This window comes from Xenorhabdus santafensis (assembly GCF_033949405.1).
GTDB classification, from domain to species: Bacteria; Pseudomonadota; Gammaproteobacteria; order Enterobacterales; family Enterobacteriaceae; genus Xenorhabdus; species Xenorhabdus santafensis.
Genome location: NZ_VCDN01000046.1, coordinates 51,607 through 78,100, shown reverse-complemented (window position 1 = coordinate 78,100; position 26,494 = coordinate 51,607). Strand labels below are relative to the sequence as shown.

The 26,494-nt window shown below is 41.3% G+C and carries 27 protein-coding genes; 15 read left to right on the top strand and 12 right to left on the bottom strand.

The window, feature by feature from the left end; translation table 11 throughout:
• The first annotated feature begins 27 nt into the window (after positions 1-27).
• The 5 genes from FE392_RS12565 (at position 28) to FE392_RS12545 (ending at position 4,609) form a co-directional block, all read left to right on the top strand.
• On the top strand, positions 28-942 hold the full coding sequence (locus tag FE392_RS12565; protein ID WP_319930563.1) for a metal ABC transporter substrate-binding protein: 915 nt from the start codon (positions 28-30) through the stop codon (positions 940-942).
• On the top strand, positions 939-1,844 hold the full coding sequence (locus FE392_RS12560; protein WP_319930562.1) for a manganese/iron ABC transporter ATP-binding protein: 906 nt from the start codon (positions 939-941) through the stop codon (positions 1,842-1,844). Before FE392_RS12565 ends, FE392_RS12560 begins: the two co-directional genes overlap by 4 nt.
• Before the next feature lie 2 nt (positions 1,845-1,846).
• Entirely contained in the window at positions 1,847-2,725 is an 879-nt protein-coding gene (locus FE392_RS12555) for a metal ABC transporter permease (protein WP_319930561.1), read from the top strand.
• Complete coding sequence (locus FE392_RS12550) at positions 2,718-3,614, top strand: metal ABC transporter permease (protein ID WP_319930560.1); 897 nt, start codon at positions 2,718-2,720, stop codon at positions 3,612-3,614. Before FE392_RS12555 ends, FE392_RS12550 begins: the two co-directional genes overlap by 8 nt.
• Before the next feature lie 131 nt (positions 3,615-3,745).
• On the top strand, positions 3,746-4,609 hold the full coding sequence (locus FE392_RS12545) for a fructosamine kinase family protein (RefSeq protein WP_319930559.1): 864 nt from the start codon (positions 3,746-3,748) through the stop codon (positions 4,607-4,609).
• Between the two features lie 165 nt (positions 4,610-4,774).
• Here FE392_RS12545 and FE392_RS12540 read toward each other — a convergent pair whose 3' ends face one another.
• Complete coding sequence (locus tag FE392_RS12540; RefSeq protein WP_319930631.1) at positions 4,775-5,314, bottom strand: YniB family protein; 540 nt, start codon at positions 5,312-5,314, stop codon at positions 4,775-4,777.
• A 668-nt stretch (positions 5,315-5,982) separates the two neighbouring features.
• Between FE392_RS12540 and hxpB the strand changes: the two genes are divergently transcribed.
• From hxpB to FE392_RS12525, 3 genes are all read left to right on the top strand, one after another.
• Positions 5,983-6,648 carry a hexitol phosphatase HxpB gene (gene hxpB, locus FE392_RS12535; RefSeq protein ID WP_319930558.1) on the top strand — a complete coding sequence of 222 codons (666 nt, stop codon included), beginning with the start codon at positions 5,983-5,985 and terminating at the stop codon, positions 6,646-6,648.
• Between the two features lie 235 nt (positions 6,649-6,883).
• Positions 6,884-7,477 (top strand): metal-dependent hydrolase, encoded by a 594-nt coding sequence (locus FE392_RS12530; protein WP_319930557.1) that lies wholly within the window; start codon positions 6,884-6,886, stop codon positions 7,475-7,477.
• 493 nt (positions 7,478-7,970) lie between these two features.
• Positions 7,971-9,362 carry an L-cystine transporter gene (locus FE392_RS12525; RefSeq protein ID WP_319930556.1) on the top strand — a complete coding sequence of 464 codons (1,392 nt, stop codon included), beginning with the start codon at positions 7,971-7,973 and terminating at the stop codon, positions 9,360-9,362.
• A gap of 144 nt (positions 9,363-9,506) precedes the next feature.
• On the opposite strand, the gene htpX is transcribed toward FE392_RS12525, so the two are convergent.
• From htpX to ftnA, 8 genes are all read right to left on the bottom strand, one after another.
• Positions 9,507-10,391 carry a protease HtpX gene (htpX, locus tag FE392_RS12520; RefSeq protein ID WP_319930555.1) on the bottom strand — a complete coding sequence of 295 codons (885 nt, stop codon included), beginning with the start codon at positions 10,389-10,391 and terminating at the stop codon, positions 9,507-9,509.
• Positions 10,392-10,568: 177 nt separating this feature from the next.
• Positions 10,569-12,740, bottom strand: coding sequence for a carboxy terminal-processing peptidase (gene prc / locus FE392_RS12515; protein ID WP_319930554.1), 2,172 nt, complete (start codon positions 12,738-12,740; stop codon positions 10,569-10,571).
• Positions 12,741-12,759: 19 nt separating this feature from the next.
• Positions 12,760-13,455 carry an RNA chaperone ProQ gene (gene proQ / locus FE392_RS12510; RefSeq protein ID WP_319930553.1) on the bottom strand — a complete coding sequence of 232 codons (696 nt, stop codon included), beginning with the start codon at positions 13,453-13,455 and terminating at the stop codon, positions 12,760-12,762.
• A gap of 95 nt (positions 13,456-13,550) precedes the next feature.
• Complete coding sequence (locus FE392_RS12505) at positions 13,551-14,048, bottom strand: free L-methionine (R)-S-oxide reductase MsrC (protein ID WP_319930552.1); 498 nt, start codon at positions 14,046-14,048, stop codon at positions 13,551-13,553.
• Between the two features lie 622 nt (positions 14,049-14,670).
• Positions 14,671-15,024, bottom strand: a complete 354-nt coding sequence (locus tag FE392_RS12500) for a YebY family protein (protein WP_319930551.1) — start codon at positions 15,022-15,024, stop codon at positions 14,671-14,673.
• Between the two features lie 137 nt (positions 15,025-15,161).
• Complete coding sequence (gene copD, locus FE392_RS12495) at positions 15,162-16,097, bottom strand: copper homeostasis membrane protein CopD (protein ID WP_319930550.1); 936 nt, start codon at positions 16,095-16,097, stop codon at positions 15,162-15,164.
• Complete coding sequence (gene copC, locus FE392_RS12490; RefSeq protein WP_319930549.1) at positions 16,097-16,483, bottom strand: copper homeostasis periplasmic binding protein CopC; 387 nt, start codon at positions 16,481-16,483, stop codon at positions 16,097-16,099. Before copC ends, copD begins: the two co-directional genes overlap by 1 nt.
• Positions 16,484-16,706: 223 nt before the next feature.
• A complete protein-coding gene (gene ftnA / locus FE392_RS12485; RefSeq protein ID WP_319930548.1) occupies positions 16,707-17,219 on the bottom strand; it encodes a non-heme ferritin in 513 nt (170 codons plus the stop codon).
• Positions 17,220-17,547: 328 nt separating this feature from the next.
• Between ftnA and FE392_RS12480 the strand changes: the two genes are divergently transcribed.
• Entirely contained in the window at positions 17,548-17,778 is a 231-nt protein-coding gene (locus FE392_RS12480; protein ID WP_319930547.1) for a DNA polymerase III subunit theta, read from the top strand.
• Positions 17,779-17,861: 83 nt separating this feature from the next.
• Here FE392_RS12480 and pip read toward each other — a convergent pair whose 3' ends face one another.
• The 3 genes from pip to FE392_RS12465 form a co-directional block, all read right to left on the bottom strand.
• Positions 17,862-18,815, bottom strand: coding sequence for a prolyl aminopeptidase (gene pip, locus FE392_RS12475; protein WP_319930546.1), 954 nt, complete (start codon positions 18,813-18,815; stop codon positions 17,862-17,864).
• A gap of 78 nt (positions 18,816-18,893) precedes the next feature.
• A complete protein-coding gene (gene yebF, locus FE392_RS12470; protein WP_319930545.1) occupies positions 18,894-19,265 on the bottom strand; it encodes a protein YebF in 372 nt (123 codons plus the stop codon).
• A 107-nt stretch (positions 19,266-19,372) separates the two neighbouring features.
• Complete coding sequence (locus tag FE392_RS12465; protein WP_092509303.1) at positions 19,373-19,552, bottom strand: YoaH family protein; 180 nt, start codon at positions 19,550-19,552, stop codon at positions 19,373-19,375.
• A gap of 177 nt (positions 19,553-19,729) precedes the next feature.
• Here FE392_RS12465 and pabB point away from each other — a divergent pair, with 177 nt between their 5' ends.
• The 6 genes from pabB to FE392_RS12435 all read left to right on the top strand — a co-directional run bounded on the left by pabB (position 19,730) and on the right by FE392_RS12435 (position 26,472).
• Entirely contained in the window at positions 19,730-21,100 is a 1,371-nt protein-coding gene (gene pabB, locus FE392_RS12460) for an aminodeoxychorismate synthase component 1 (RefSeq protein ID WP_319930544.1), read from the top strand.
• Positions 21,097-21,666 (top strand): CoA pyrophosphatase, encoded by a 570-nt coding sequence (locus FE392_RS12455; RefSeq protein WP_319930543.1) that lies wholly within the window; start codon positions 21,097-21,099, stop codon positions 21,664-21,666. Before pabB ends, FE392_RS12455 begins: the two co-directional genes overlap by 4 nt.
• A gap of 169 nt (positions 21,667-21,835) precedes the next feature.
• A complete protein-coding gene (locus tag FE392_RS12450; protein WP_319930542.1) occupies positions 21,836-23,200 on the top strand; it encodes an L-serine ammonia-lyase in 1,365 nt (454 codons plus the stop codon).
• Between the two features lie 559 nt (positions 23,201-23,759).
• Positions 23,760-24,725 carry a PTS mannose transporter subunit IIAB gene (manX, locus tag FE392_RS12445; RefSeq protein WP_319930541.1) on the top strand — a complete coding sequence of 322 codons (966 nt, stop codon included), beginning with the start codon at positions 23,760-23,762 and terminating at the stop codon, positions 24,723-24,725.
• Between the two features lie 84 nt (positions 24,726-24,809).
• A complete protein-coding gene (locus FE392_RS12440) occupies positions 24,810-25,610 on the top strand; it encodes a PTS mannose/fructose/sorbose transporter subunit IIC (RefSeq protein WP_319930540.1) in 801 nt (266 codons plus the stop codon).
• 13 nt (positions 25,611-25,623) lie between these two features.
• A complete protein-coding gene (locus tag FE392_RS12435) occupies positions 25,624-26,472 on the top strand; it encodes a PTS mannose transporter subunit IID (protein WP_319930539.1) in 849 nt (282 codons plus the stop codon).
• The last annotated feature ends 22 nt before the right edge of the window (positions 26,473-26,494 follow it).

Sequence of the window (26,494 nt, the reverse complement as noted above, 5' to 3'; positions counted from 1 at the left end):
TATGTATAACAAGTAAGGTTTATTATAATGGTCAAAAAGCACTCTATTTCTGTTTTCCCCATATTTACCTTGTTCATTGCGCTATCAGCAATGTTCTTCTTTAGTCAACTTGCCCATGCTGAGAAAAAATTCAGGGTTGTTACGACATTCACCATAATTCAAGATATGGCTCAAAATATCGCCGGTGACGCCGCCATTGTCGAGTCCATAACAAAACCCGGTGCAGAAATTCACGATTATCAACCAACACCAAAAGATATTATCAAAGCAAAACGTGCCGACCTTATTCTTTGGAACGGATTGAATCTTGAGCGTTGGTTTGAACGTTTTTTTGAAAATATGAAAGATATACCTGTTGCTGTCATTACTGAAGGCATTACCCCTCTGCCTATTCGTGAAGGACCTTACAATAAAAACCCCAACCCTCATGCTTGGATGTCACCAAAAAATGCTCTGATTTATATCGAAAATATTCGTAAAGCGCTTGTCACGCACGATCCAGCAAATGCTGAAATCTATAATCGCAATGCCAAAGCCTATGCAGAAAAAATTGCCCAGTTAGACTCACCACTTAGAGAGCGGCTTTCACGCATTCCGCAAGAACAGCGTTGGCTAGTGACCAGTGAAGGTGCTTTCAGCTATCTCACGCAAGACTATGGTTTCAAAGAAGTTTACTTATGGCCAATCAACGCTGAAGAACAAGGCTCCCCTCAACAGGTACGCAGTGTTATTGATACCGTAAAAGCCAATAAGATCCCCGTAGTCTTCAGTGAAAGTACTGTCTCAGATAAACCAGCAAAACAAGTCAGTAAAGAAACCGGGGCACGTTACGGCGGCGTACTTTATGTAGACTCTCTCTCCACCGCAAAAGGGCCAGTTCCTACTTATATTGATTTACTTAACACGACTGTTGACACCATTGCAAAAGGGTTTAATCAATGAACAGCTCATCGTTGAACCAGCGACCACTAATTGAGCCACCTCATTTAATTGTCGATAACGCTACCGTCACTTATAACAATGGACATACTGCAATCTATGATGCCAGTTTTGATATTACTGGTGGCACGATTTGCGCATTGGTTGGCATGAATGGCAGTGGGAAATCCACATTATTTAAAACCATTATGGGGCTGGTAAACCCTTCCCAAGGTAAAGTTACCCTTAATAGCCAGCCGATCAAAATGGCGTTAAAACAAAATATCATCGCATATGTCCCACAAACTGAAGAAGTTGATTGGAACTTCCCGGTTTTAGTTTCCGATGTTGTGATGATGGGTCGCTATGGAAAAATGGGATTCTTGCGCCGCCCCAGTAAGCATGATCACGAAATCGTGGAGAAAGCCCTCGAGCGTGTTGGCCTAAGCGGGCTGCGCGACCGGCAAATTGGTGAGCTCTCTGGCGGGCAGAAAAAACGGGCGTTTTTAGCCCGGGCATTAGCTCAGGAAGGGAAGGTATTGCTTCTGGATGAGCCTTTTACTGGCGTTGATGTTAAAACGGAAAATGCCATCATTAGTTTACTGCGTGATTTGCGAGATGAAGGCCATTTAATTTTAGTCTCCACTCATAACCTCGGAAGTGTGCCCGAATTTTGCGATCACGTTATTTTGATTAACCGTACGGTATTGGCCAGTGGGCAAACTGAAACCACTTTTACTCAAAAGAATTTGGAAATTACGTTCGGTGGTGTTTTACGCCATATCAATCTTTCCGGCCCCGAATTACATGATGATGATGATCCTCGTTCACTGACCGTCATTACTGATGATGAGCGTGCGGCCGTCTTTTATGGGCATGACCATCATGTTCCTCCACGACAGAGTCCAAAACAGAAGGAAAATTAGCCATGATGGAGTTGTTATTACAGCCTTTCAATTACAACTACATGGTAAAAGCTATGTGGGTAAGTTCCATCGTTGGTGCCGTCTGTGCTTTTTTATCCGCTTATTTGATGTTGAAAGGCTGGTCATTGATGGGAGACGCCCTCTCCCACTCCGTTGTACCTGGCGTGGCCGGCGCATATGCTTTGGGTTTGCCTTATGCTGGTGGCGCTTTTTTTACCGGCATGCTCGCCGCGTTATCAATGACATTAGTACGCCACATTACTCGATTGCGTGAAGATGCTGTGATCGGGTTTATATTCTCAACGTTTTTTGCCGTTGGGTTGCTCATCGTTTCTTTAAATCCCACTTCTGTGAATGTGCAAACAATTATTATGGGCAATATCTTAGGTATTGCTGATGAAGACGTTCTACAAGTCGAGATTATTATCGCCGTTTCCTTTGTGGTTTTAATGCTGCTCTGGAAAGATTTGTTGGTTGTTTTCTTTGATGAAACCCATGCGAGATCTATCGGTTTATCCCCATTAAGATTAAAAATAATTTTCTTTACTTTATTAAGTGCCTGCACTGTTGCTGCACTACAAACGGTAGGAGCCATTTTGGTCATTGCTATGGTTGTCACTCCTGGGGCAACGGCCTACTTATTGACAGACAGATTTAAGAATCTACTGATCATTGCTGTGGTTATTGGCTCACTCACAAGTGGTGCCGGGGCATATCTAAGCTATTTCCTCAATGGCGCAACAGGTGGAGTGATAGTCACGATGCAAACATTAATCTTTTTGCTGGCTTTTTTCTTTGCTCCCAAACACGGCATGTTGGCTTCTCGCAGACGCGCCAGAAAGGAATCTATGGCCTTAACTCAGGAAAGCATCCATGAATGAATTTATTGAGTTAATCACTGAACCATTTATGCACGATTTTATGCAGCGAGCCATTCTGGCGGCCATTATGGTGGGCGCGGTCTGTGCAGTACTGTCTTGTTATCTGGTCTTAAAAGGCTGGTCACTGATGGGAGATGCCATTTCCCATGCAGTTCTGCCTGGTATCGTTCTGGCCTTTGTCGCTGGCATACCGCTTGCAATAGGGGCTTTTTTATCCGGCATATTTTGTGCATTTGCCACTGGATACTTGAAAGAACACAGCAGAGTTAAAGAAGATACAGTCATGGGGATTGTTTTTTCTGGCATGTTTGCATTTGGATTAGTTTTATTTACCCGGATAGACACCGATCAGCACCTGACACATATATTGTTTGGCAGTATCCTTGGCATCACACAAAATGAATTACTTCAAACACTGTGCATTGCAGGGATCACGCTTGCAGTTGTATTACTGAAACGAAAAGATTTTATGCTCTATTGCTTCGACCCCAATCAGGCACGTGTTGTTGGCCTGCCTGTTAAGCTATTGCATTACGGATTGTTGTCTCTATTGGCGCTAACTATTGTCGCATCGCTGCAAGCAGTGGGCATTATTCTTGTGATTGCAATGCTGATTTCACCTGGCATCATTGCTTTTATTCTTTGCCGGAGTTTTGATCGCATGCTGATTGTCGCCACGATTGCCTCCGTGGCATCCAGTGTGCTCGGTACAATTATCAGCTTCCATATTGATGGAGAAACAGGGCCGTGCATTGTCATTATTCAAGCAATCTTTTTCGTCGCAGCACTTATTTATAGCCAAATAAGACTGGCTCGTAAAAAAGCGAACAAAGAATTTAGCAATAGAACGTCCCCTCAAACTGTATCAGCTCCAGAAAAATCAAATTAACCAACGTCGAGCGCCATATCAAATTTGAGATATGGCCTTATTAATTGCTATTAAATTTCTTTTTATCCTGTTCAAATGTTGCATCTGGCTGTAATATGAGCTTAGCAATTGTCAACTTAATGAGGTGTATCATGTGGCAGACCGTGAACCGTCTATTAAGTGAGCATTTTGGTGACGCTGAAATTCACAATAAAACAGAATTAACGGGTGGCGATATACATCGTTCTTGGTGCATTGAATATGGCGAACAGTATATTTTTGTCAAATCCAATGTGAAAGAAATGCTGCCAATTTTTAAAGCGGAAGCAGAGCAGTTAGAATTATTGGCTCGCAGTAAAACAATTCGTGTTCCTGAAGTATTTGGCGTGGGGCATGATCGCGAGTATAGTTTCCTCTTGCTGGAATATCTTCCTCTTAAGCCATTCAATGCCCATAGCGCATATTGCTTCGGCCAACACTTAGCGAAGCTGCATCAATGGAGTGAACAACCAAAGTTTGGTTTTGACTTTGATAATATGCTTGCGACCACCATACAACCCAATGGCTGGCAAAAACGCTGGAATCAGTTTTATGCCGAAAAACGGATAGGCTGGCAATTACAAATCGCGGCGGATAACGGAATGATATTTGGCGATATTAATCAGATTGTCCAAATAATCAGTGATAAATTACACTCTCACCACCCTCAACCTTCTCTTTTACAAGGTGATTTGTGGCCTACCAATTGCGCGTCATTGAATGATGAATGTGCTGTAATATTTGATCCGGCCTGTTATTGGGGAGATCGTGAATGCGATCTGGCGATGTTGCCTCTTTATCCGGAACTTCCTCTGCAAATTTTTGATGGTTACCAAAGCATTTGGCCATTGCCACATGATTTTATTGAGCGTCAACCCATTTACCAACTCTATCATTTGCTGAATCGATGTAACCTTTTCGGAGGAAATAACTTCATCGTAGCGCAAAGCATAATTGATCAAATCTTATCTGAATAACCATACAAAAAGTTATTAATACTAAGTGCTTTCCAAGGAAAAAGTAAAAGCGCTCACATTAGAAAATGTGAATAAAATAAAAATGGAATAGATTCGCCTAAAACGATATAACTATGAATATCAAAAAGCTGCGTAGTTCATCCTTGCGCAGCTATTATTTTTATATTACCAACCCAATAGCCTGAATAGAAAATAAACTATTGCTCCGATGATGACTGGTGATATGTAGAGAGTAAAGATTTGGCTAAATAAGCTATGGCGGGGAAATTTAATTTTTTCTATTAACTGCTCCTTAGTCATTCCATTTTCTTTAGTATCTTCAAGGAGCATTTGATCTTCAATATGTTCTTTAATGTATTTAAATTGGCGGTACATTCTTAAACCAGATGCACTCATCGCCAAGCCGACAAACATTAAAAAATAAATAACAATAAAACTGATATTTACACTGGTCACTCCCATCACTCGATCAGGCGTTGGTGAGTTTTTCCAGAAAAAATCTAAAAAAGGTGTATTGAATTTAATCATTTCTGCCATCATCTTGATAAAATCATTGAATACGGCATTAATTCCATCACCTTTAAGGCCATGTTGCCATGCCAGATTTACAATTGAGACGATAGTTGATAAAAAAGCGGGTATAAAAATCACCCAACCCAAGATTCGTTTAGCAATAGCTACATACCCAGCTTGTGAATACCCCATTGTTTTAAATTCTCCATAAAAACAATTAATTATAATATGTAATTGTCTTAATTTATTCATATCTGCACACTACTATGCATAAACAGAAAAAACATTTAATACAGAGTATAGCAATGGATTTTATACTGGTTAGATAGGAATAGTTGAGATCAGTCTCAAGGTAGAGGTGAGAAAAAAGTCCACACCAGATGAAGCAACCCCAATATTGGTTGACCAACCATTGGAGGTCACTTACAGAACGCAGCTTTGGGTTTAAGGTATGGGTTTGAGCAACTTTATTCATCAAACCAGTTGAAGCAAAAACTCAGTGTTATGTCTTCGTTTTGTTTCAGCAAATCGCCTAGTCATTTTGTATCTTATAACCATAGATGAATTCAAATGTAGAGCTTGGGGCTGAACCAAGACGATAAATTGAGCTATCAACCCCCATGCCTTTTCATCAAAAATCAAGTGAATAAACCTTGGATTCGGCATAAGCGACTGACAATAGAACTCGGCTTATATCTCCGCCCTGACATTGGGGGCAAATTATGTATCAGTGGTTATAGCGCTTTCTCTATATTTCAGTCAGGCTGTTCACACATTCTTCCCCGTGACAAGACTTAACTTATGGAGATTGTTACAATTAATCCTTACTAATCGCGACTATCATTGCAGAGAGATATGAAATGTCATTTTGTTTATCTATAGAAGCCGCTATTTTTGATATGGATGGCTTGCTCATTGATTCTGAGCCTTACTGGGAACAAGGGGAAAAATTCGTATTCAGCGAATTAGGGGTCGATTTAACATTAGCAAAAACATTGCCTGATACGTTGGGATTGCGGATAGACCACGTCGTTGAGCTGTGGTACCAAGCATCACCGTGGCAAGGAGCATCTAAAAGTGAGGTTGAACAACGTATCATTGATCATGTCGTTCGCTTAGTAAAAGAAAAACGCCCTCTGTTACCTGGTGTAGAACATGCGTTGAACCTCTGCCGGGAACGTGGACTAAAAATTGGTTTAGCCTCGGCATCTCCTCACGAAATGTTGGAAGAAGTACTTGAATTGTTTAATTTACGGCATTACTTTGATACCGTTGTTTCAGCCGCCAAACTACCTTACAGCAAACCTCATCCCGAAGTTTATTTGCAGGCAGCCGCTCAACTTGGTATCAATCCAATTCATTGTATTACCTTAGAAGATTCATTTAATGGAATGATAGCGACCAAAGCGGCAAGAATGCGTTCCATCGTTGTTCCATCAGCCCAAAATTTCAATGACCCGCGCTGGTCATTAGCTGATATTAAGTTAAGCTCACTGGAAAAGTTAACGAAAGAAAATATTAGCTAACACCTATTGCGCTGCTATTTTTCAAACTTTCTCCAACTAGATTTAGCAGCGCAAATTTCAATCTCCATATGACTTTTTTAGCTGATCTAGGAAAAAACTAGCTAAATAATAGTGTTATATATTAATAAATAACAGATTTTTCTTATTTACCCTCTACCATCCTCATGCGAAACACTCTATACTGCCAACTGTATGTATAAACAGCAATCAGCATAAATAATTAGTATAAAACGTTATGACAGCAGAAGGGCACCTCCTTTTTTCCGTTGCCAGCCTTGTATTGGCTCACCAGCTACAAATCACACCAGAAATAGCTCAAGGAGATTGGTTACATATGCTCCCGGGCGTACTTTTGGCTTCATTGTTACCTGATATTGATCACCCCAGTTCCACTTTAGGAAGGTTATTTCGCTTTATATCCATCCCCATTGCACGGTTATGCGGGCACCGCGGTTTTACGCACAGTTTATTGGCACTGATAGCAGGGATTATTCTTTTCCAAACTGAAATACCTGCCGATTGGCCTATTCCTACCGATTTTATCCATGCAATGGTTGTAGGCTATATCAGCCACCTTATCGCAGATATGCTCACTCCTGCCGGCATTCCGCTCTTATGGCCCCTGAGAACACGTTTTTGCATTCCTATTCTCAGAGGCAAAGAGCGTAAAAAAGCGGAGCGAGCTATTGCTGTTTTGGTCGTGGTTATTGCGATTGCCCTTCCCCAACACATCAATTTTTCACTCAATCATTATTTTGATAAATTACCATTTGATAAATTGTCGCTCGACAAATTACAAATTGATAAGTTACAAAATTTATACAATTAACTAATTTATAATGCATTACTAAGATAATGGCCCTATTTACTAGATAGGGTCATCCTTTAAAACATAAACAATATTTCTTGATATTGTTTTTTCATTTTCCGCCAGCATTGTTAATTCCCCAATCCTGCGTATCTAATAAAAAATAATTATGGAAAGTAAGACCAAATAGATTAGGCCTTATAACCATTTTTACTCTTTTGTGAAAAATAATTATATTTAATTCCATTTAATTATAAGAAACATAATTTTTATACTGATATTATTCATCCATACAGATTGTCATGGTATGCATCTCCGATGGTTTTTGAATTTACAGCACCAATAATCAATTAGCTGCTTGAAAGTTACCTGTCATCACTTAGCACACACATACCATGAATCAAAAACTACAGATCATATAACTATTATTATGCCCGATAGATTGCAAGTTGTAGCGCTACGAATAAAAGCAACAACTTACAAGATGAAGGGGTAAAATTTTTGGAGACTAGGGATGAATATACAACTCATCATCAATGTGCTCGTTTTTGTCGCACTGCTTATTTTATTGGCAAAAACCAGTTCAAATAAATGGAGCTTATCCAAAAAAGTGCTTATTGCACTAATTGTGGGCGTTGTCTTTGGATTAGCTCTGAACATTATCTATGGCACAGATAATCCGACAGTAAAAGAATCAATAAAGTGGTTCAATATTGTTGGTAACGGCTATGTACAACTATTGCAAATGGTTATTATGCCTTTGGTCTTTGCTTCAATTCTGAGCGCTGTTGCACGCTTACATAAGGCATCTTCTTTAGGCAAAATCAGTTTCCTGACAATTGGTACATTGTTGTTCACCACAGCAATATCCGCCCTACTGGGTATCATTATTGCCAATTTATTTGGGCTAAGCGCAGCAGGCTTAATTCAAGGAACTCAAGAGACGGCTCGTTTATCCGCTATCGAAACCAATTATGTTGGTAAAGTTGCAGATATGAGTGTGCCGCAAATCATTCTCTCTTTTATCCCTAAAAACCCTTTTGCTGATCTGACTGGAGCACACCCGACATCCATTATCAGCGTTGTGATTTTTGCGACATTTTTAGGTATCGCTGCATTGCAAATGCTTAAAGATGATCATGAGCGAGGTGAGCGCGCACTGGTTGCCATTGATACCATGCAAGCTTGGGCAATGAAATTAGTAAGACTGGTTATGCTCCTGACGCCTTATGGTGTTATGGCGTTGATGACCAAAGTTGTTGCTAGTTCCAACATTCATGACATCGCACAATTAGGTAACTTTGTCGTTGCTTCCTATATTGCCCTCGGATTAATGTTTGTTGTACACGGCGGGCTTCTGGCAATTACCGGTATTAATCCACTGAAATTTTTCAAAAAAGCAGGGCCTGTATTAACATTCGCATTTACCAGCCGCTCAAGTGCAGCAAGTATTCCGCTGAATGTTGAAACACAAACTCGCCGCCTTGGCGTCCCCGAATCTATCGCCAGTTTCTCTGCCACTTTTGGTGCAACAATCGGTCAAAACGGCTGTGCTGGTATTTATCCGGCCATGTTAGCAGTGATGGTTGCTCCAACCGTAGGCATTAATCCTTTTGATCCATTATGGATAGCAACTCTGGTTGGGATTGTAACCATTAGTTCCGCAGGCGTTGCCGGTGTTGGTGGTGGTGCAACTTTTGCAGCCTTGATTGTTTTGCCAGCCATGGGGCTTCCTGTAACTTTAGTCGCCCTGCTGATTTCAGTTGAACCACTTATCGATATGGGACGCACCGCGTTAAATGTCAATGGTGCAATGGCAGCCGGTACAATCACCAGCCAATTGATGGGGCAAACTAAGAAAGATATCTTAGAACAAGAGGAAGAAGTTGCATTGAGTCAACACTAAGCGAATTTGAGAGGAATTAGCTGTTTTATTTAAAGCAGTTAATCAAAATCGTTTAAACATATACTCCAAAAGAAGCCGGAACTCCAAAAGAGTTCCGGCTTCTCGCTAACTTTTTCAAGCTCCCTGATTAAGGAACTTAAAATATTATTTTACATATTCGTTATTACGTAATGCTTCAATTCGCTTATCTAATGGCGGATGAGATAAGAACAACTCGCTGAAACTCTTACCCTTACCATTGATACAAAATGCCATCATACTGCCCTCTTCCTGAGGTTCATAGCTGGTTTTAAGACGCTGTAATGCAGCAATCATCTTTTCACGCCCAACCAATTTTGCAGACCCTGCATCGGCATGGAATTCACGGTAGCGGGAGAACCACATGGTGATAATACTTGCCAGAATACCGAATACAAGTTCCAGTACCATGGAAAGCACCATATACACGATAGGGTTACCATTGCTGCTGCTCTCACTTTCATCATCACTGCTGGAAAGAAAGCTTGCTGCTGCCTGCGCAATGATGCGTGAAATAAAGATAACAAATGTATTCACGATACCCTGCAAAAGAGTCATCGTTACCATATCGCCATTAGCAATGTGACTAATTTCATGAGCAATGACGGCCTCAGCTTCATCACGGCTCATGTTGTTCAGCAACCCTGTACTGACTGCGACCAAAGAAGCATTTCGACGGGCTCCTGTCGCAAACGCATTGATATCAAGAGCGTCATAGATAGCCACTTGCGGCATAGTAATGCCAACCTGCTCGGACTGGCGGCGCACTGTTTCCATCAACCAGGCTTCGGTTTCATTGGAAGGTTTTTCGATAACTTGCCCACCAACAGAACGTAAAGCCATCCATTTCGACATTAACAAAGAAATGAATGCTCCACCAAAACCAAACAGACCAGCCATAATCATGAGGCCTGCAACACTGCTTCGCTGAACCCCTGTAAGTGAAAGTATTATCCCAAACACAACCATGACAGCAAGGTTAGTGAGAAGGAACAAGGCTATTCTCATCATATAAATTTGCTTCCTCTAATAATCAAACCATTCAACTAAGAACTGAACCATAAAATGGGGGCTGAACCTATATTATTCAAGTTTTTTAAGATGTTAAGCGATACAATCAACACAACTTTACAATGTGATAAAAAAAGGCCAGCTATCAAGCCGGCCTTCTAATAACGAGCCTACAAACTACTTCGTTACAGCAATTTCAGCAGGCTGATGTGACAAATCCAGAGCAATTTTTACTGATTCATCCAAGTAAGGATCCGGCCCTTTATAGTCTTTTGGTAAGTCTTCAAGCGACTTAAGTGGCTTTTTCCCTTCCCGTTTAAATCGTTCATTAATGCGATTCAGCTTAATTGCTTCATATTCCTTATTTTCTTTTTCTCTTTCAGCATAATTTAAGGAATAAACACCCTTACGATCCTTTATGGTTTTGTAATACACCATGTCTTGTTTGATATATTTAAACTCAGGATCACTGGCAATACGTTGATTATGCAACTTAGTCAGTAATGGAACCAAAGTTGAAATTACCTTTGAAGAACTATAGCTTGCAGGTGGGATACTATCCCACGGTAATGCATTGTCTTCTTGGCTTTCACCTGTTTCAGAAGGATCTTCCCCTGTCGGCATAACGATATCAGGTGTAACTCCCTTAAGCTGGGTACTGCCACCATTTACCCGGTAAAACTTCTGAATAGTATATTGCACAGAGCCAATTTCCGGCCAATCAGGCTTTAACATTTGGTCATAGATACGATTCAAAGGACGATATTGCTGAACTGTACCTTTACCAAAAGTAGGTTCCCCAACAATTAACCCTCGTCCATAATCTTGCATCGCAGCAGCAAAAATTTCAGACGCTGAAGCGCTTCTATCATCAACCAAGACAACCAAAGGGCCTTTATAATAGACCGCTTCATCAGTATCCGAATCTTCTTTAATCCGACCTGTATTATCCCGGATTTGAACAACTGGGCCTGTAGGAATGAACAAACCAGAAAGCGATACAGCCTCTGTTAATGCTCCGCCACCATTACTGCGCAAATCAATCACGATCGCGGAAACGCCCTGTTTAGTGAGTTTCTGTAACTGTACTTTTACATCATTAGTCAAACCAACATAAAAGCTCGGTATATCAAGGACACCGACTTTTTCTTTGCCAACAGTTTTCACCGACATCTTAACTGCATTGTCTTCGAGGCGAATATTCTCACGAGTGAGAGTAATGATGTGATTCTTGGTACCTTTTGCACTTGGGATGATCTCAAGGCGGACTTTACTTCCTTTTGGCCCTTTGATTAATGCAACAACATCTTCCAGACGCCATCCAACAACATCCACAATAGGTTTACCAATTTGTCCAACACCTATGATTTTATCCCCCACTTTCAGTAAGTTGCTTTTAGCCGCAGGCCCTCCAGCAACGAGTGAGCGAATGACAATATATTCATCCTCGTATTGTAAAACAGCACCAATGCCTTCAAGAGACAAGCTCATTTCTGAATTAAACTGTTCTGTATCACGAGGAGAAAGATAGCTGGTATGTGGGTCTATTTCACGAGCAAAAGCCATCATCACTGTTTGGAAAACATCTTCACTCTTGGTCTGAGTGAGGCGTTTCAATAACATCCGATAACGCTTAACCAGAGTTTCTTTGATTTCTTTATCGCTTTTGCCAGATAGTTTGAGGTTTATCCAATCAGATTTAATTTTGGCATCCCAAAGTTTATCCAATTCTTCAACACTCGTTGGCCACGGAGCCTTGGAACGTTCTGTTTCAATCGTACCATTGCCATTAAGATCAATTGGCCGCTCTAAACGAGAAAGAACATATTGGTAGCGCTCAAAACGACGCTTTTGCATCAAATTAAACAAGGCATAAGGTAGCTTTAAGTCACCGTTTTCAAGCTCTTTCCCTAATGCGCCCTTTTGGTTCGCAAATTGTGCGATATCTGATGCCAGAAAAACATTGTGCCCATAATCCAATAAATTCAGGTAACGATCAAAAATCTTTCCTGAAAAATCTGCATCCAAATAAAATTGGCGATAATGGGAACGAAGAAAGCGAGAAACTATTCGCTTACTGACTGTTGGATGTTGTAGCTCCGGTTTTAAATCAGGCAGCTGATTCAAACTGACTACAACAGTTTTATGACCATTAGCGGCATTGCCATTGGCAGCCTTATTATTAGTAACGGTATTGTTGGTAGCATTGTTATTGGTAACATCGTTGCTGGTTACATTGTTAGCATTAGCATTGTTGTTGCCAGCCCCGTTACCATTACTGGTATCAGCATATCCTGCACCAGAAAACGATAGACCTAAAACGAAAGCCAAAATAATGAGTTTGTTCATGCCCGAGTTGGCCTCCGTATCAGAACTTTAAGTGTTCTGCGCGTACAATCATTGCCAAACCAGTAGGTAACTGCACTCTTACACCATCTTTTGCAATTTCAAGCACAGATGCATCCATTATGCTTTTTCCTACATTTACTTTGATTGTCTGGCCGACTTTCAAAGAAGAGACGTCGGTAACTGAAGTTAATTCAGGCCGTGTAGTTTTCTCTGCTGGTTTACGCGATTGTTGCAGACGATTTTGCGAACGTTCTGGGCGTTTTGCACCATCACCTGTTTTTTGACGGCGAGGAGCCGGCTTTTTACTCACAGGGCGTTCACTTTTTTTGTCTGATACGTTTTCGGTTTCACGTTTCTTGGCACGCTGTTCAGCTCGCTGAGTTTGAACTCGCGCTTTAGCTTCAACTAATTGCTGACGGGCATGTTCAATATGTTCTATTTCCAACTCACCACATATATTACCGTCAAGGTCAACACGCTGAGCGCCCTCTTTTACACCATAGAGGTAACGCCAACTGGATGTATACAAGCGCAAGGCAGAACGAAGTTGTGTTTTACTTAAACACTCTTCGCCCTGAATACGTTCAACGATATCCTGGAAGATACCAATCTTCAAAGGACGTGCTTCACCTTCTGCTACAAAACAAAGCGGGAAACGCTCAGCCAAGAAAGCAATGACTTCTTTACTACTGTTCAACTTAGGTTGATTTTCCATGAAATTTCCTGATTACAACGGTTTTGCCAACCAGCGCAGGCATGAACAGGCGACATTATAATAGCGTTACTGATAAATGCCACGTTATACGTATGTTAAGTTACATTCTGTTGTAGATATTTTGACACTACACATTGCCTTAAATGTTCACAAAGCCTGATAACTAGCGCTTTTAAGCCTTTTTCATCACTCATATCAAACCGATCGAAAATCGTGCTATCAATATCTAAAACACCAATAATCTTTCCATTGATTTCCAAAGGAAGAACAATTTCTGCATTACTGGAAGCATCACAAGCGATATGACCGGGAAAAGCGTGCACATCTGAAATACGTTGTATTGTATTAGTTGCAACAGCCGTTCCACAGACACCTTTTCCGACAGGAATACGAACACAGGCGATTTTACCCTGAAATGGCCCCAAAATTAGGGTATCACCATCTACTAAATAAAATCCAACCCAATTAACACCATCCAAACGTTCATATAACAATGCACTTGCATTGGCAAGAGAAGCGATGAGATCGTACTCACCTGACAGCAGAGCCATCATGCCATCAGCTAGCTCTTGATAAAATTCGCTCTTATCCATATACCCCTATGACACAAATTTAATCTTAACAAAATAAAAACATATTTTTTACATCAAAGCTTGTCAGACATTAGCTTTTTAGACATTTTCCCCAAACTATTTATGAAAAACAATTTGTTGTCATAATGTAAATTATTTCAAGATAACGTCTGCTTCCCTTAATTTAAATTTTCTTTAATTATTTTTACCAGTATTCGCTTATAAAATTCAGGGAGATATCACAGCTTATGTTAAAACCCAATCTAACTTGCAGTCATTACCGTGCCCTTGTTCATGTTCTTTTTATAAAAAAATAACTTGTCAAGCTACGCCCGAACAACGGTTTTTATCCTCTCTTGTTCATTATATATAGAAGAAAACAAGATAATTTATTGAAAAGAGAGCAAAAATATTCGTTCCTCACGATAAATAAAAAGAGGCCGAGTCTATTCCTCTACTCGGCCTAGGGAAAATTGGCCCTCTTAGGAGAGCCTTGTGCTAAAAGTTTCCATTGAGACGTAGGACAACTTACCACTTAAAGAGTAGTTGACAGGCCATTATTTACCAAATTTATACTTCCAGGCGTTTTCATTACTGTCAGATAAACCCGACCACCAATTATGTTAACTGCATTGATTTGTCACTACTTTTGATTATCTGAATGGTCGCATAAAGCCGATGCGGCTTTCTGAAACGGTTCAATGCTCATCTTTTTATTCGGTTGTGCCGGATCGTCAAGGAGGATCGTATCTAATGAAGTCGCAATAACTTTATTAGATTTCATCAGTTGTGTTGCCCGCTCATTCAACGGATACTGCATCAAGGTGCTGGGATTTATTACAAACAACGCTCCACCCATACGGCAATCAAGCATAACTTCCTCACGGGTAAATGCCCATTCTTTGCCAAATTGTAGCTTACTGACCGTTTGTATTGGTGCTGCTACTCCCTGAAAGGAAAGCAGAAAAAAAGGTAAAGCCCAAATAACTCGTTTCATTATTATTTCCCAAATAGTCACATCTTATGATCTATCGTTAATTTTATCGCTGATATATTTTACAAATCACAGCCTTATTGGCTGTGATTTGATACCCATTAGGATAAATAGTCAGGTTCATGCTAATCATACAGGGATCATGCAGGAGGTTGCATAGCAAAAATCGCTACACATAATAATGCACATGTTCCTAAGAGGATCTCCAGCCAACTGTTGATTATTAACAATTGATAGCTTCCTTTCTGCCTGAGCTTAGGGACTAGGATGTAACGATTAATCAATGCCAAAAGTACCATACCCGCGACTAAAACTATCTTAAGCCATAGCATTGATTGATACTCAGACAAGGAACGACTGAATGTAGGCCAACCCGGAATTAAGATGACACTGCTCATAATGCCTGTTGCTATCACCAAAAAAACAGCAAAATGGCCGTAAAGGGAAAATTTTTTCATCGCTGAGATGCTGTCTGAGTATAGGTCAACTGTATTTTGATCGACTGTATTGCAAGCAACTTCAGTTGGTATCTTTTTCAAACGCAAGAATTGCAGGCACAACAAAAACGGCCATAACCCACCAAACCAATACCCTGCACTCAATAAATGAATCACCTGACTTGCTTGAAGTAATAGCCCTATGTTGCCCTCATACATGGCTGCATGACCAATAAATGCATGGCTGGACAATAAAATGGCCGAACAACCCAGTAATAGGATATTCCTGAGGTTTGCATTGGAAAGATACAATCCGCCAACAGCAAGTATTGCAACCAACAATTGCCATTGCCAAACTTTTCCGAACGAGGTGCTCAACACGGCTAACCAGATTTCCGGCATATAAACATCATGCCAGCCATCCCCCATTAACCCAGCTTGGGTAACAAACCACACCACTGAGGTTATCAGAGCCAATACCGTGCTGATCAAAATTCCAGTTTTTAGCCGTTCTCTCATCAAAGTCGCAAAAGGGCCTGAAACTAGCATGACACTAAATAAGCTGAGGCCAAACATCAGCATAGCAACAATAAAATGAGAAAAACGGCAAAATACGTATAACGCCTCTAGAGAGATCATTATTTTACAATAAAGCTATAAACACCTTTTGTTTTATGACCATCGACTGAGAGCACACTCCAATCGACGCTATATTCACCCGCAGTAAGTTTACCTTCAACTGGCAGAATTAATTTGGTTTTGGTTTCCGGATCCAGTTCCAATTTACCTGTTTTAACCACTGCTTTTTCTGGGCCAATCAATTTTACCTTGCTGAATCCCAGCTCAATGCGCTCTGAAAAGCTCAGAGTTATAGCTTGTGGAGCAGCTTCAACCGTCGTGTTTTCCGCCGGAGTTTGATCTTTCAAATGAGCATGAGCCAGAGCTTGCTGACAAGACATGCCGACAAACAAAACCACCAAAGCGGACAATTTGGCCCAAGATGAACGGATGTTGAGAATAGACATAATAGATAACCCTTTAATATGTAGATGTATTTCTTACACTTAAGCAGGGATTCTATATCAAAAAATCAGTTTAATCTGCGTTCATTGATGGACAATGTCTTGACCTGTGAAGCACTACGCAAAAATGAGGGGGAAAATGAAAAGAACCGTAATTCTTGCTTCAACAATGAGCGAAAAAACAAGAATTACGCTGAGAAACCGTTCAAATTAGCTTAATTTTTTATCATTGTCCGGCATATGTAGGTGCTGTAGATAAATTTTTCAAATCTTTATCAAGCAAGAAGAGAGCCTTACCGCTTTCGCCCACCATATCCAGTTTATCCAGAATGGATTTAAACAATTTTTCTTCTTCGTGCTGCTCAGCAACATACCATTGCAAGAAATTAAACGTAGAGTAATCCTGCGTCATCATTGCAACATGAGCCAGCTTATTGATCTCTTCTGTGATCAATTTTTCATGTTCATAAGTTTGATTGAACACATCAGCAATAGAATTGAATTCAACAGGAGGAGCTTGAATTGCACCCAGTATAGGCATTGAGCCAGTGTCACCCAAATAATCAAATAAGCGATGCATGTGCTGCATTTCTTCTTGAGAATGCGCTTTTAAAAAAGCTGCTGCACCTTCATACCCTTTGTCACTGCACCATGCACTCATTTGCAGATATAAATTCGCAGAGTAGAATTCCAGATTCAATTGCTCATTTAATTTTTTAATCATTTCTTGTTTTAACATTAGCCGTTCCTCCCGATAATTCATTAAGGTTTTAGATATTATGCCAATTAAAAACCCATAAGACAAAAATAAAATTAAATAAAATAATTTATTTAAAATCAATATATTAAGACCATATCAAATAAGAATAAATATCATTAAATATAACGAAATAAGAATCAATTTTATTTAATTAAGTTTCTACTTAAAAAATAAATTCTTTAATAAAAATGAGAATGGATATTATTTATTTTCATCATTTCTTTTAAAACGCTTTAAACTACTTGCTAAAAAAAAGATAGTTGATTAGTTTTCACTGTCAAGAGATCAGTTTGCAAAGAGAATTACCATGGGATATAACTTAGCCGAATTACCTAAAGATGAAATGGATAAAATCAATGTTGATTTAGCAGCGTCCGGCGTTGCTTTTAAAGAACGCTATAACATGCCAGTTATTCCCGATGCTGTTGAGAAATCGCAATTACCGCATCTGAGAGAGTACTTCCAGCAGCGCTTGCATTACTACCGTCAACAATCGAGGTTAATGTCACGTTTGCCTTATGAGCCAAGAAGTCGCTAAGAAGTATGCAAATAGAAGATTACGACGGGTTTAAAATGGCATGAAATGAAAAATAACCACCGCAAATTGGGTGGTTATCTCAACTATTTACCAATAAATTTATCCGTTGCCTTAATTAACTGATGCAAAATGCCAGCTTCGTCAGATGAATGGCCTGCACCTTCAACAATGTGCAATTCAGCTTCCGGCAATGCTTTTGCAAGTTCCCATGCATTTTGTACCTGACACGCCATATCATAGCGCCCATGTATAATTATGGTGGGGATATGGCGGATGACCTCAATATTGTCCAACAATTGTTGGTTTTCATCCATGAAACCGTTATTAATAAAATAATGATTTTCAATGCGTGCAAATGCCAAAGCAAACATATCTTCTGTAAATGAGTCGGCATGTTCAGAAGGCAGCAACGTTACCGTTTCGCCTTCCCAGAGGCTCCATAAACGCGCCGCTTCCAACTGTACCTGCATATCATCACTTGTCAGCTTCTTATGGTAAGACGCTATCACATCTGTGCGTTCTTCTTCGGTTAAGATGGATAGTGTACGCTCCCATTTTTCAGGGAAAAAACGGGATGCCCCTTCCTGAAAATACCAATGCAACTCTTGTGGACGGAATAGAAAAATGCCCCTCAGCACTAATTCTGAAACACGTTCTGGATGTTTTTCAGCATAAGCCAAGGACAGCGTAGAGCCCCACGAACCACCAAAAACCAGCCACTTCTCAACCCCCATCAAGTTCCGCAACCGTTCAATGTCATCGACTAAATGCCAGGTTGTGTTGTTATCCAGACTGGCGTGAGGCTTAGAACGGCCACAGCCCCGCTGATCAAACAACATAATGTGATAATGTTCAGGATCGAATAATTGCCGATGATAACTTGAAATACCGCCACCGGGGCCTCCGTGGAGAAATACTGCGGGCTTGCCTTTCGGATTACCACACAATTCCCAATAAATCTGGTGTCCATCTCCTGTATCTAAATACCCTGTTCGATACGCGCCATAAGCGGGATATAGTTTCCGTAGTTCCGTCATAAAGCCCTCTCACTGTTTAAACAAGACGGGATACATTCCAGTATCCCGCTCATATTTAAAAATAGTATGACAAGCTATTTACTTCACTTCACTATAACTAATTGTTTCTTTTTTACAATCGACCTTAACACTATAACTTTTGTCTTTTTTGGAACCCCGGACGATAAGTGGGATCTGCAATGCGTTTTCATCACCAGTAATATCGTTGACATTTACCCATGCAATTGGTTTTGAGGTACCTAATTGCTTTCTGTCAGTATTCCAATGAGTTATGCGATTTTGTAAAAAGTCTTGCTTAACCTGTGCGGCAACTTGCTCTTTAGTCAAATTTCCACAAGAAACAAACTTTGCCACTCTTTCATTTTCGGCGGCTGCCGCAGTAAATGAGACAGAAAACAGAATCCCTGCGCCTACCAAACCAATTCGATGAATAAATTGAGCCACCTTCATACAGTTACCTCCTATTACCATCCAAACTCTATGGATTAAAAGTTGAGACAAATTAACATGTCATAGAAAGTAATTATGTGATTTTTGTTAAAAATACGTTGCGTTTATTATTCATCATCTTCAAATAAAACATGAATGTGCTCATTATCCTTATGTTTTTCGCGCAACTCCTGAGCAACGATGGCAATGGCCTCTCCACTTCCCATTCCTTCAGAAATAAGTTGATGGATTCTCTCTACAGCAACTTGCTGCTCTTTATGGGATAATGCTGGCATACCTGAAAACATGGCGATAACCTCAAACATAGCAATTTAATAGCAGACGGAGATTATAGCCTTTTTTACCTAAAGTCAGGAGCGAGATTCTCTGCTAATCTCCCTAGGTTAATACACGACTTCTCATTACGTGCTAATGACCTATAAAAATATTGACTAAGGTTGCCAAACGCTGACACTAATTCCATCATGAATACTGCATTACAAAAAAAACAACTACCATATTCTCCTGACCTTGCGATTAATTATTTCGCCCCATTATCCGCTTCTCCTTGGGCGATGCTGCTACACTCAGGAACAGCCGAACACCCGCACAATCGATTTGATATTTTTGTCGCTGAACCGATAGCAACACTGGTTACCCGAGGAGAAACAACTGAAATCCATTCGGGGGATGAAACTGCTGTTTCTCAAGAAGACCCTTTTCTTTTGTTAAAAGACTATCTAAGTGCCTGTGATATCTCCCCAGCATTTGATCCTGATTTGCCTTTTCAAGGAGGGGCTCTGGGAATATGGGGGTACGACCTTGGCCGCCGCGTTGAAAAATTACCGACCCTTGCAGTAAATGAGCTGGATTTTCCTGATATGGCCATCGGCGTCTACGATTGGGGCGTGATTGTTGATCACCAGCAACAAAAAGCGACTTTGCTGAGCTATCAAAATATCGATGAAAGGCTGGCGTGGCTGGAATCATTGCCGCAAAATAAAGCGTCCCATTTCTCCCTGACCAATCAGTGGAAATCAAATATGACTGAGCATCAATATCACGAAAAAATTGCTCAAATTCATCGCTATCTACAAAGCGGGGACTGCTACCAAATCAATTTATCACAACGTTTTCAGGCCAATTATCAAGGCGATGAATGGCAAGCCTTCATCCAACTCAATGAAAGCAATCGGGCGCCCTTTTCTGCTTTTATTCGCTTACCTGAGCATTGTGTTATCAGTGTTTCACCTGAACGCTTTATTTTGCTGGAAGATAAGCAAATCCAGACTCGTCCGATTAAGGGGACATTGCCGCGCCGACAAGATCCTTTAGAAGATCAATTACAGGCGGAAAAATTAGCCAGTTCCCGGAAAGACCGCGCTGAAAACTTAATGATTGTTGATTTGTTAAGAAATGATATCGGCCGAGTTGCTAAACCCGGTTCCGTCAAAGTTCCTGAATTATTTGTCGTGGAACCTTTTCCCGCCGTACACCATTTGGTCAGCACCATTACAGCAACTTTGCCTGATGACTACCACGCCACGGATTTGCTACGTGCCTGTTTTCCCGGTGGCTCAATTACTGGCGCGCCTAAAATCAGGGCCATGGAAATCATTGAAGAATTGGAACCACATCGCAGACATGGGTATTGTGGTGCTATCGGCTATATCAGTTTCTGCGGTACAATGGATAGCAATATCACTATTCGTACCTTACTGACAGAAAAAGGAAAAATTTACTGTTGGGCTGGGGGTGGTATCGTTGCAGATAGCATTGCTGAGAAAGAATATCAGGAAACATTTGATAAGTTAGGGCGGATTTTGCCGCAATTAGGGGAACTTGATATACCATGACATCACTTTCTGACTTCATTCATCGGTTTCAATTACAACTTCCTGCGCAGCCAGCACATTTGGCGCGCAATCAGCGTAATGCCGCAGTATTGCTGCCGATTATATGCAAGCCAGAGCCAACACTTTTATTGACTCAACGTTCCCAGAATCTCCGCTCCCATGCAGGCCAAATCGCCTTTCCGGGCGGAGCCGCAGACCCTGAAGATCCTTCATTGATTATCACAGCATTGCGTGAGGCAGAAGAGGAAGTCAATATTCCACAAAATGAAGTACAAATACTGGGGCAATTACTTCCCTTGGATAGCAGCGGGGGTTATCGCGTTACACCTGTCATCGGCTTGATCCCCCCTTCGCTCTCTTTGCGGACAAACCCAGCCGAAGTCGCCAACATGTTTGAAGTTCCGTTATTTGATGTGCTTTCTATTACCCATTACAGATACTTGGATATAAAGCGCCGCGAACGGTCGCACAGGGTTTACTTTTATTGGTATCAGGAACAGATGATTTGGGGATTGACTGCTGGGATCATTTACCAGCTAGCACGACAAGTTCAAAAAATATGCTAAATCGGATATAAAATGTGATAAATCTGTATATTATTTATCCATAATCATATCAATTGCTATTATAATTAAAAAAAAACTGTAAACTCCTTTATCAACACTACTAAATAACAGTAAAGTAGCGCGCTTTAATATAAATAACTATATCTCTTTCTTCTTAAAGGAGTCTGGCGTGATTAGCGTTTTCGACATGTTTAAGGTGGGTATTGGCCCATCCAGCTCTCATACTGTTGGCCCTATGAAAGCAGGCAAACAATTTGTCGATGATCTTGTACACCAAGGAGTAATGTCCTCTATCACGCGTGTAGCTGTTGATGTATACGGCTCACTTTCATTAACCGGGAAAGGCCACCATACAGATATCGCTATCATCATGGGTCTGGCAGGTAACATGCCAGCAACTGTTGATATTGATTCAATTCCAGGTTTTATTCGTGATGTTGAGCATACTCAACGTTTGCCTCTGGCAAATGGTTTACACGTAGTCGATTTCCCTCGCGATGGAGGCATGAACTTCCGTAGCGATAACCTGTCACTGCACGAAAATGGCATGCAAATCCATGCGTTTGCAGGTGACGAAAAAGTTTACAGTAAAACCTACTACTCTATCGGCGGTGGTTTTATTGTTGATGAAGAACATTTTGGCAAACCATCTCAAGACACCAAACCTGTTTCTTATCCATACAGTTCTGCTTCCGAGCTGCTGATGAACTGTAAAAAAACAGGCTTGTCCGTTTCTGGCTTGATGATGAAAAATGAATTGGATTTACACAGCCAAGACGAAATTGCTGCGTATTTCGAAGATGTCTGGTCAACCATGCAAGCCTGTATTGACCGTGGTCTGAATACAGAAGGTGTCTTGCCGGGGCCATTGCGTGTTCCTCGCCGTGCGGCAGCGCTGCACCGCATGTTGACCTCATCCAATAGTCTGTCCAATGACCCAATGAATGTTGTTGATCTGGTCAATATGTTTGCATTGGCTGTTAATGAAGAAAATGCCGCAGGCGGTCGGGTTGTAACAGCTCCAACCAACGGCGCATGTGGCATCGTGCCGGCTGTATTGGCTTATTACAACCACTGCATTGAGCCGGTCACCCCAGAACTGTATACCCGTTATTTCCTGGCTTCTGGTGCTGTCGGTATTCTGTACAAAATGAATGCATCTATATCTGGTGCCGAAGTAGGTTGTCAGGGTGAAGTGGGAGTTGCCTGTTCAATGGCAGCAGCCGGCCTTGCTGAATTACTTGGCGCAAGCCCAGAGCAGGTTTGTATAGCAGCAGAAATTGGCATGGAACATAACCTCGGCCTGACCTGTGACCCAGTGGCAGGCCAGGTGCAGGTTCCATGTATTGAGCGCAACGCGATTGCATCTGTCAAAGCAATCAACGCAGCTCGCATGGCATTGCGCCGTACCAGCGAGCCACGTGTTTCACTCGATAAAGTTATTGAAACTATGTACGAGACAGGTAAAGACATGAACGCAAAATACCGTGAAACTTCACGCGGTGGTTTGGCAATAAAAGTTCAGTGTGATTAATGTATAATCGCTCATTCATATAACAATGAGTCATTTTTCTACCTATTTCTTACTAAATTCAGTGCTTATATAAAATCATATCCCTGTCATTTGGCAGGGATATTTTTTTAGCTGAAACGGATCACTAAAGTAGTTTATTTTACATTTTGACATAAAAACATCGCAAAAATTTTACGCAAAGATTAATAAAATGTTACCGGAAACAGAACTAACATCCAAACAAATCGAATAAACGATATATAATTTCATTAAATTCCATATAGAAAGTATAAAATCTCTTTTTGAGCTATAAAAATAGCCTATCTTAATTTTTCTGACTGATAGCAATTTTCTTAAAAGCATCAAATGATAATCTAACGACATATTTTCTTATGTAACGAAATATAACTCCATGAGAAATGAAATATTGAGATAGATTATTGATGCAATTTTATCTATTCAACTATCAATGATTATTGATAGAAAGCAATTGTTATTGATAGAAGTTGTCATACATTAGAAATATTGCGTGTGAGCTTGCTGTAAATCTGAGTTCAATTGTTACAGAAGGGGAAAATAAGTGAGTATAGCCATTATGATTGGCACACATGGGTCCGCGGCAGAGCAATTGCTTCATACCACGGAGATGTTGATTGGTGAACAAGAAAACGTTTCCTATATCGACTTCGTACCCGGTGAAAATGCTGATACGTTATTTGATAAGTACAACAAAAAACTGGAATCGCTTGATACAACGCAAGGAGTTTTGTTTTTTGTCGATACTTGGGGCGGCAGCCCGTTCAATGCCGCAAACCGCATCGCGGTTGATAAAGATAATTACGAAATTATCACCGGTGTTAACATTCCGATGTTGGTCGAAGCCTTTATGTGCCGTGATGACGACCCATCCATGGAAGAGTTGGTTGCAGTCGCATTGGAAACGGGTAAAGAAGGGATCCGCGCCCTGAAAACAGAATCAGCTGAAGAACCGGCAAAACCTGAACCAACCAAACCTGCAACACCTACTGTTGCACCTGTTTCTGCCCCTACCGAGGGCGGCCACATGAAAATAGCCCTTGCACGAATTGACGATCGTCTCATTCACGGTCAAGTCGCTACCCGCTGGACTAAAGAAACTAACGTCAAACGCATTATTGTGGTCAGTGATGAAGTTGCCCAAGATACTGTGCGCTCTACTCTATTGAAACAAGTCGCTCCTCCGGGAGTCAGTGCACACGTTATTGATGTTGCAAAATGTGTTCGCGTTTACAACAACCCTAAATATGCGGGTGAACGCGTCATGTTACTGTTCACAAATCCAACCGATGTACTGCGCATTGTAGAAGGCGGGGTCACACTGGAGTCTATCAATATCGGTGGCATGGCTTTCCGTCAGGGAAGAACCCAAATCAACAATGCCATTTCCGTTGACAAAGATGATATTGACGCCTTTGAAAAACTGAACGCCCGTGGCATCGAATTGGAAGCTCGCAAAGTCGCCAGCGATACTCGCTTGAATATGATGGATCTGCTCAAAAAAGCTTAAAAAACAAAAACAGATGTCATTTTATTAACCATTACTCAATAACAAAATTCTTACCAAATTACATTTGGTTATAGGAGAAAAACAATGGAAATTACCGTTGTTCAACTTGTGTTGATATTCATCGTTGCCTGTATTGCAGGTATGGGTTCTATTCTCGATGAGTTTCAATTTCACCGCCCCTTGGTTGCCTGTACATTAGTTGGCTTGGTTCTTGGTGATATGAAAACCGGTATCATCATCGGTGGTACGTTGGAAATGATCGCGCTTGGATGGATGAACATCGGTGCGGCAGTCGCTCCCGATGCGGCACTGGCCTCCATTATTTCAACCATTCTGGTTATTGCCGGCGGGCAAGATGTGGGTGCAGGGATTGCGTTGGCCATTCCTCTGGCTGCCGCTGGACAGGTGTTGACCATTATCGTTCGTACCCTGACCGTTGGTTTCCAGCATGCTGGTGATAAGGCGGCAGAAAACGGCAATCTTCGTGCAATTACTGTGCTTCATATTTCAGCGTTGATGTTACAGGCGATGCGAATCGCTATCCCTGCCCTGGTTGTCGCTATATCAGTCGGAACATCTGAAGTTCAGCACATGTTGAATTCCATCCCACAAGTCGTGACCAGCGGATTGAATATTGCAGGTGGCATGATTGTGGTTGTTGGTTATGCAATGGTAATTAACATGATGCGTGCCGGTTACCTGATGCCATTCTTCTACCTTGGCTTCGTTACCGCTGCCTTTACTGATTTCAACCTTGTTGCATTAGGTGTCATTGGTGTAGTCATGGCTATCCTGTATATCCAGCTTAGCCCTAAATACAACCAATCTCAGGCTGCCGCCTCTGCCGGCAATACCTCAAACGACCTTGATAACGAATTAGATTAAGAGGATAAACAACATGTCAGAGACAACAAATATAGGTCAGAAAAAACTGACAAAAAGTGATATTCGTGGTGTTGTCCTCCGCTCTAACTTATTTCAGGGTTCATGGAACTTTGAACGTATGCAGGCTCTCGGCTTCTGTTTTTCAATGGTTCCGGCTATCCGCCGCTTATATCCTGAAAATTCAGAAGAAAGAAAGCAGGCTATCAAACGCCACATGGAATTCTTCAACACTCACCCATATGTTGCCGCGCCCATTCTTGGTGTCACGATGGCGATGGAAGAGCAACGTGCCAACGGCGCTGACATTGATGACGGTGCCATCAACGGTATCAAAGTTGGTTTAATGGGGCCTCTGGCCGGTGTCGGCGACCCCATTTTCTGGGGAACGGTTCGTCCGGTATTTGCCGCCCTTGGCGCCGGAATTGCCATGAGCGGCAGCATGCTTGGGCCTATCCTGTTTTTCGTTCTGTTCAATCTGGTGCGGTTGATCACCCGTTACTTTGGTGTCACCTATGGCTATAAAAAAGGTCTGGATATCGTTAAGGATATGGGTGGCGGTTTCCTGCAAAAAATGACAGAAGGAGCCTCGATCCTCGGCTTATTTGTCATGGGTGCACTGGTGAATAAATGGACAAAAGTCAATATTCCGCTGGTTGTTTCTGAAGTGCCGGACCCAACCACGGGTGTCGTTAAGGTGACGACCGTCCAGACTATTCTGGATCAGTTAATGCCCGGTTTAATGCCATTGTTGCTCACATTTGGCTGTATGTGGCTATTGCGGAAAAAAGTTAACCCGCTATGGATAATCGTTGGATTCTTCATTTTAGGGATCGTCGGTTTCCGCTTTGGTTTCCTTGGCTAAAACCAGTTTTTCTACATCGTTT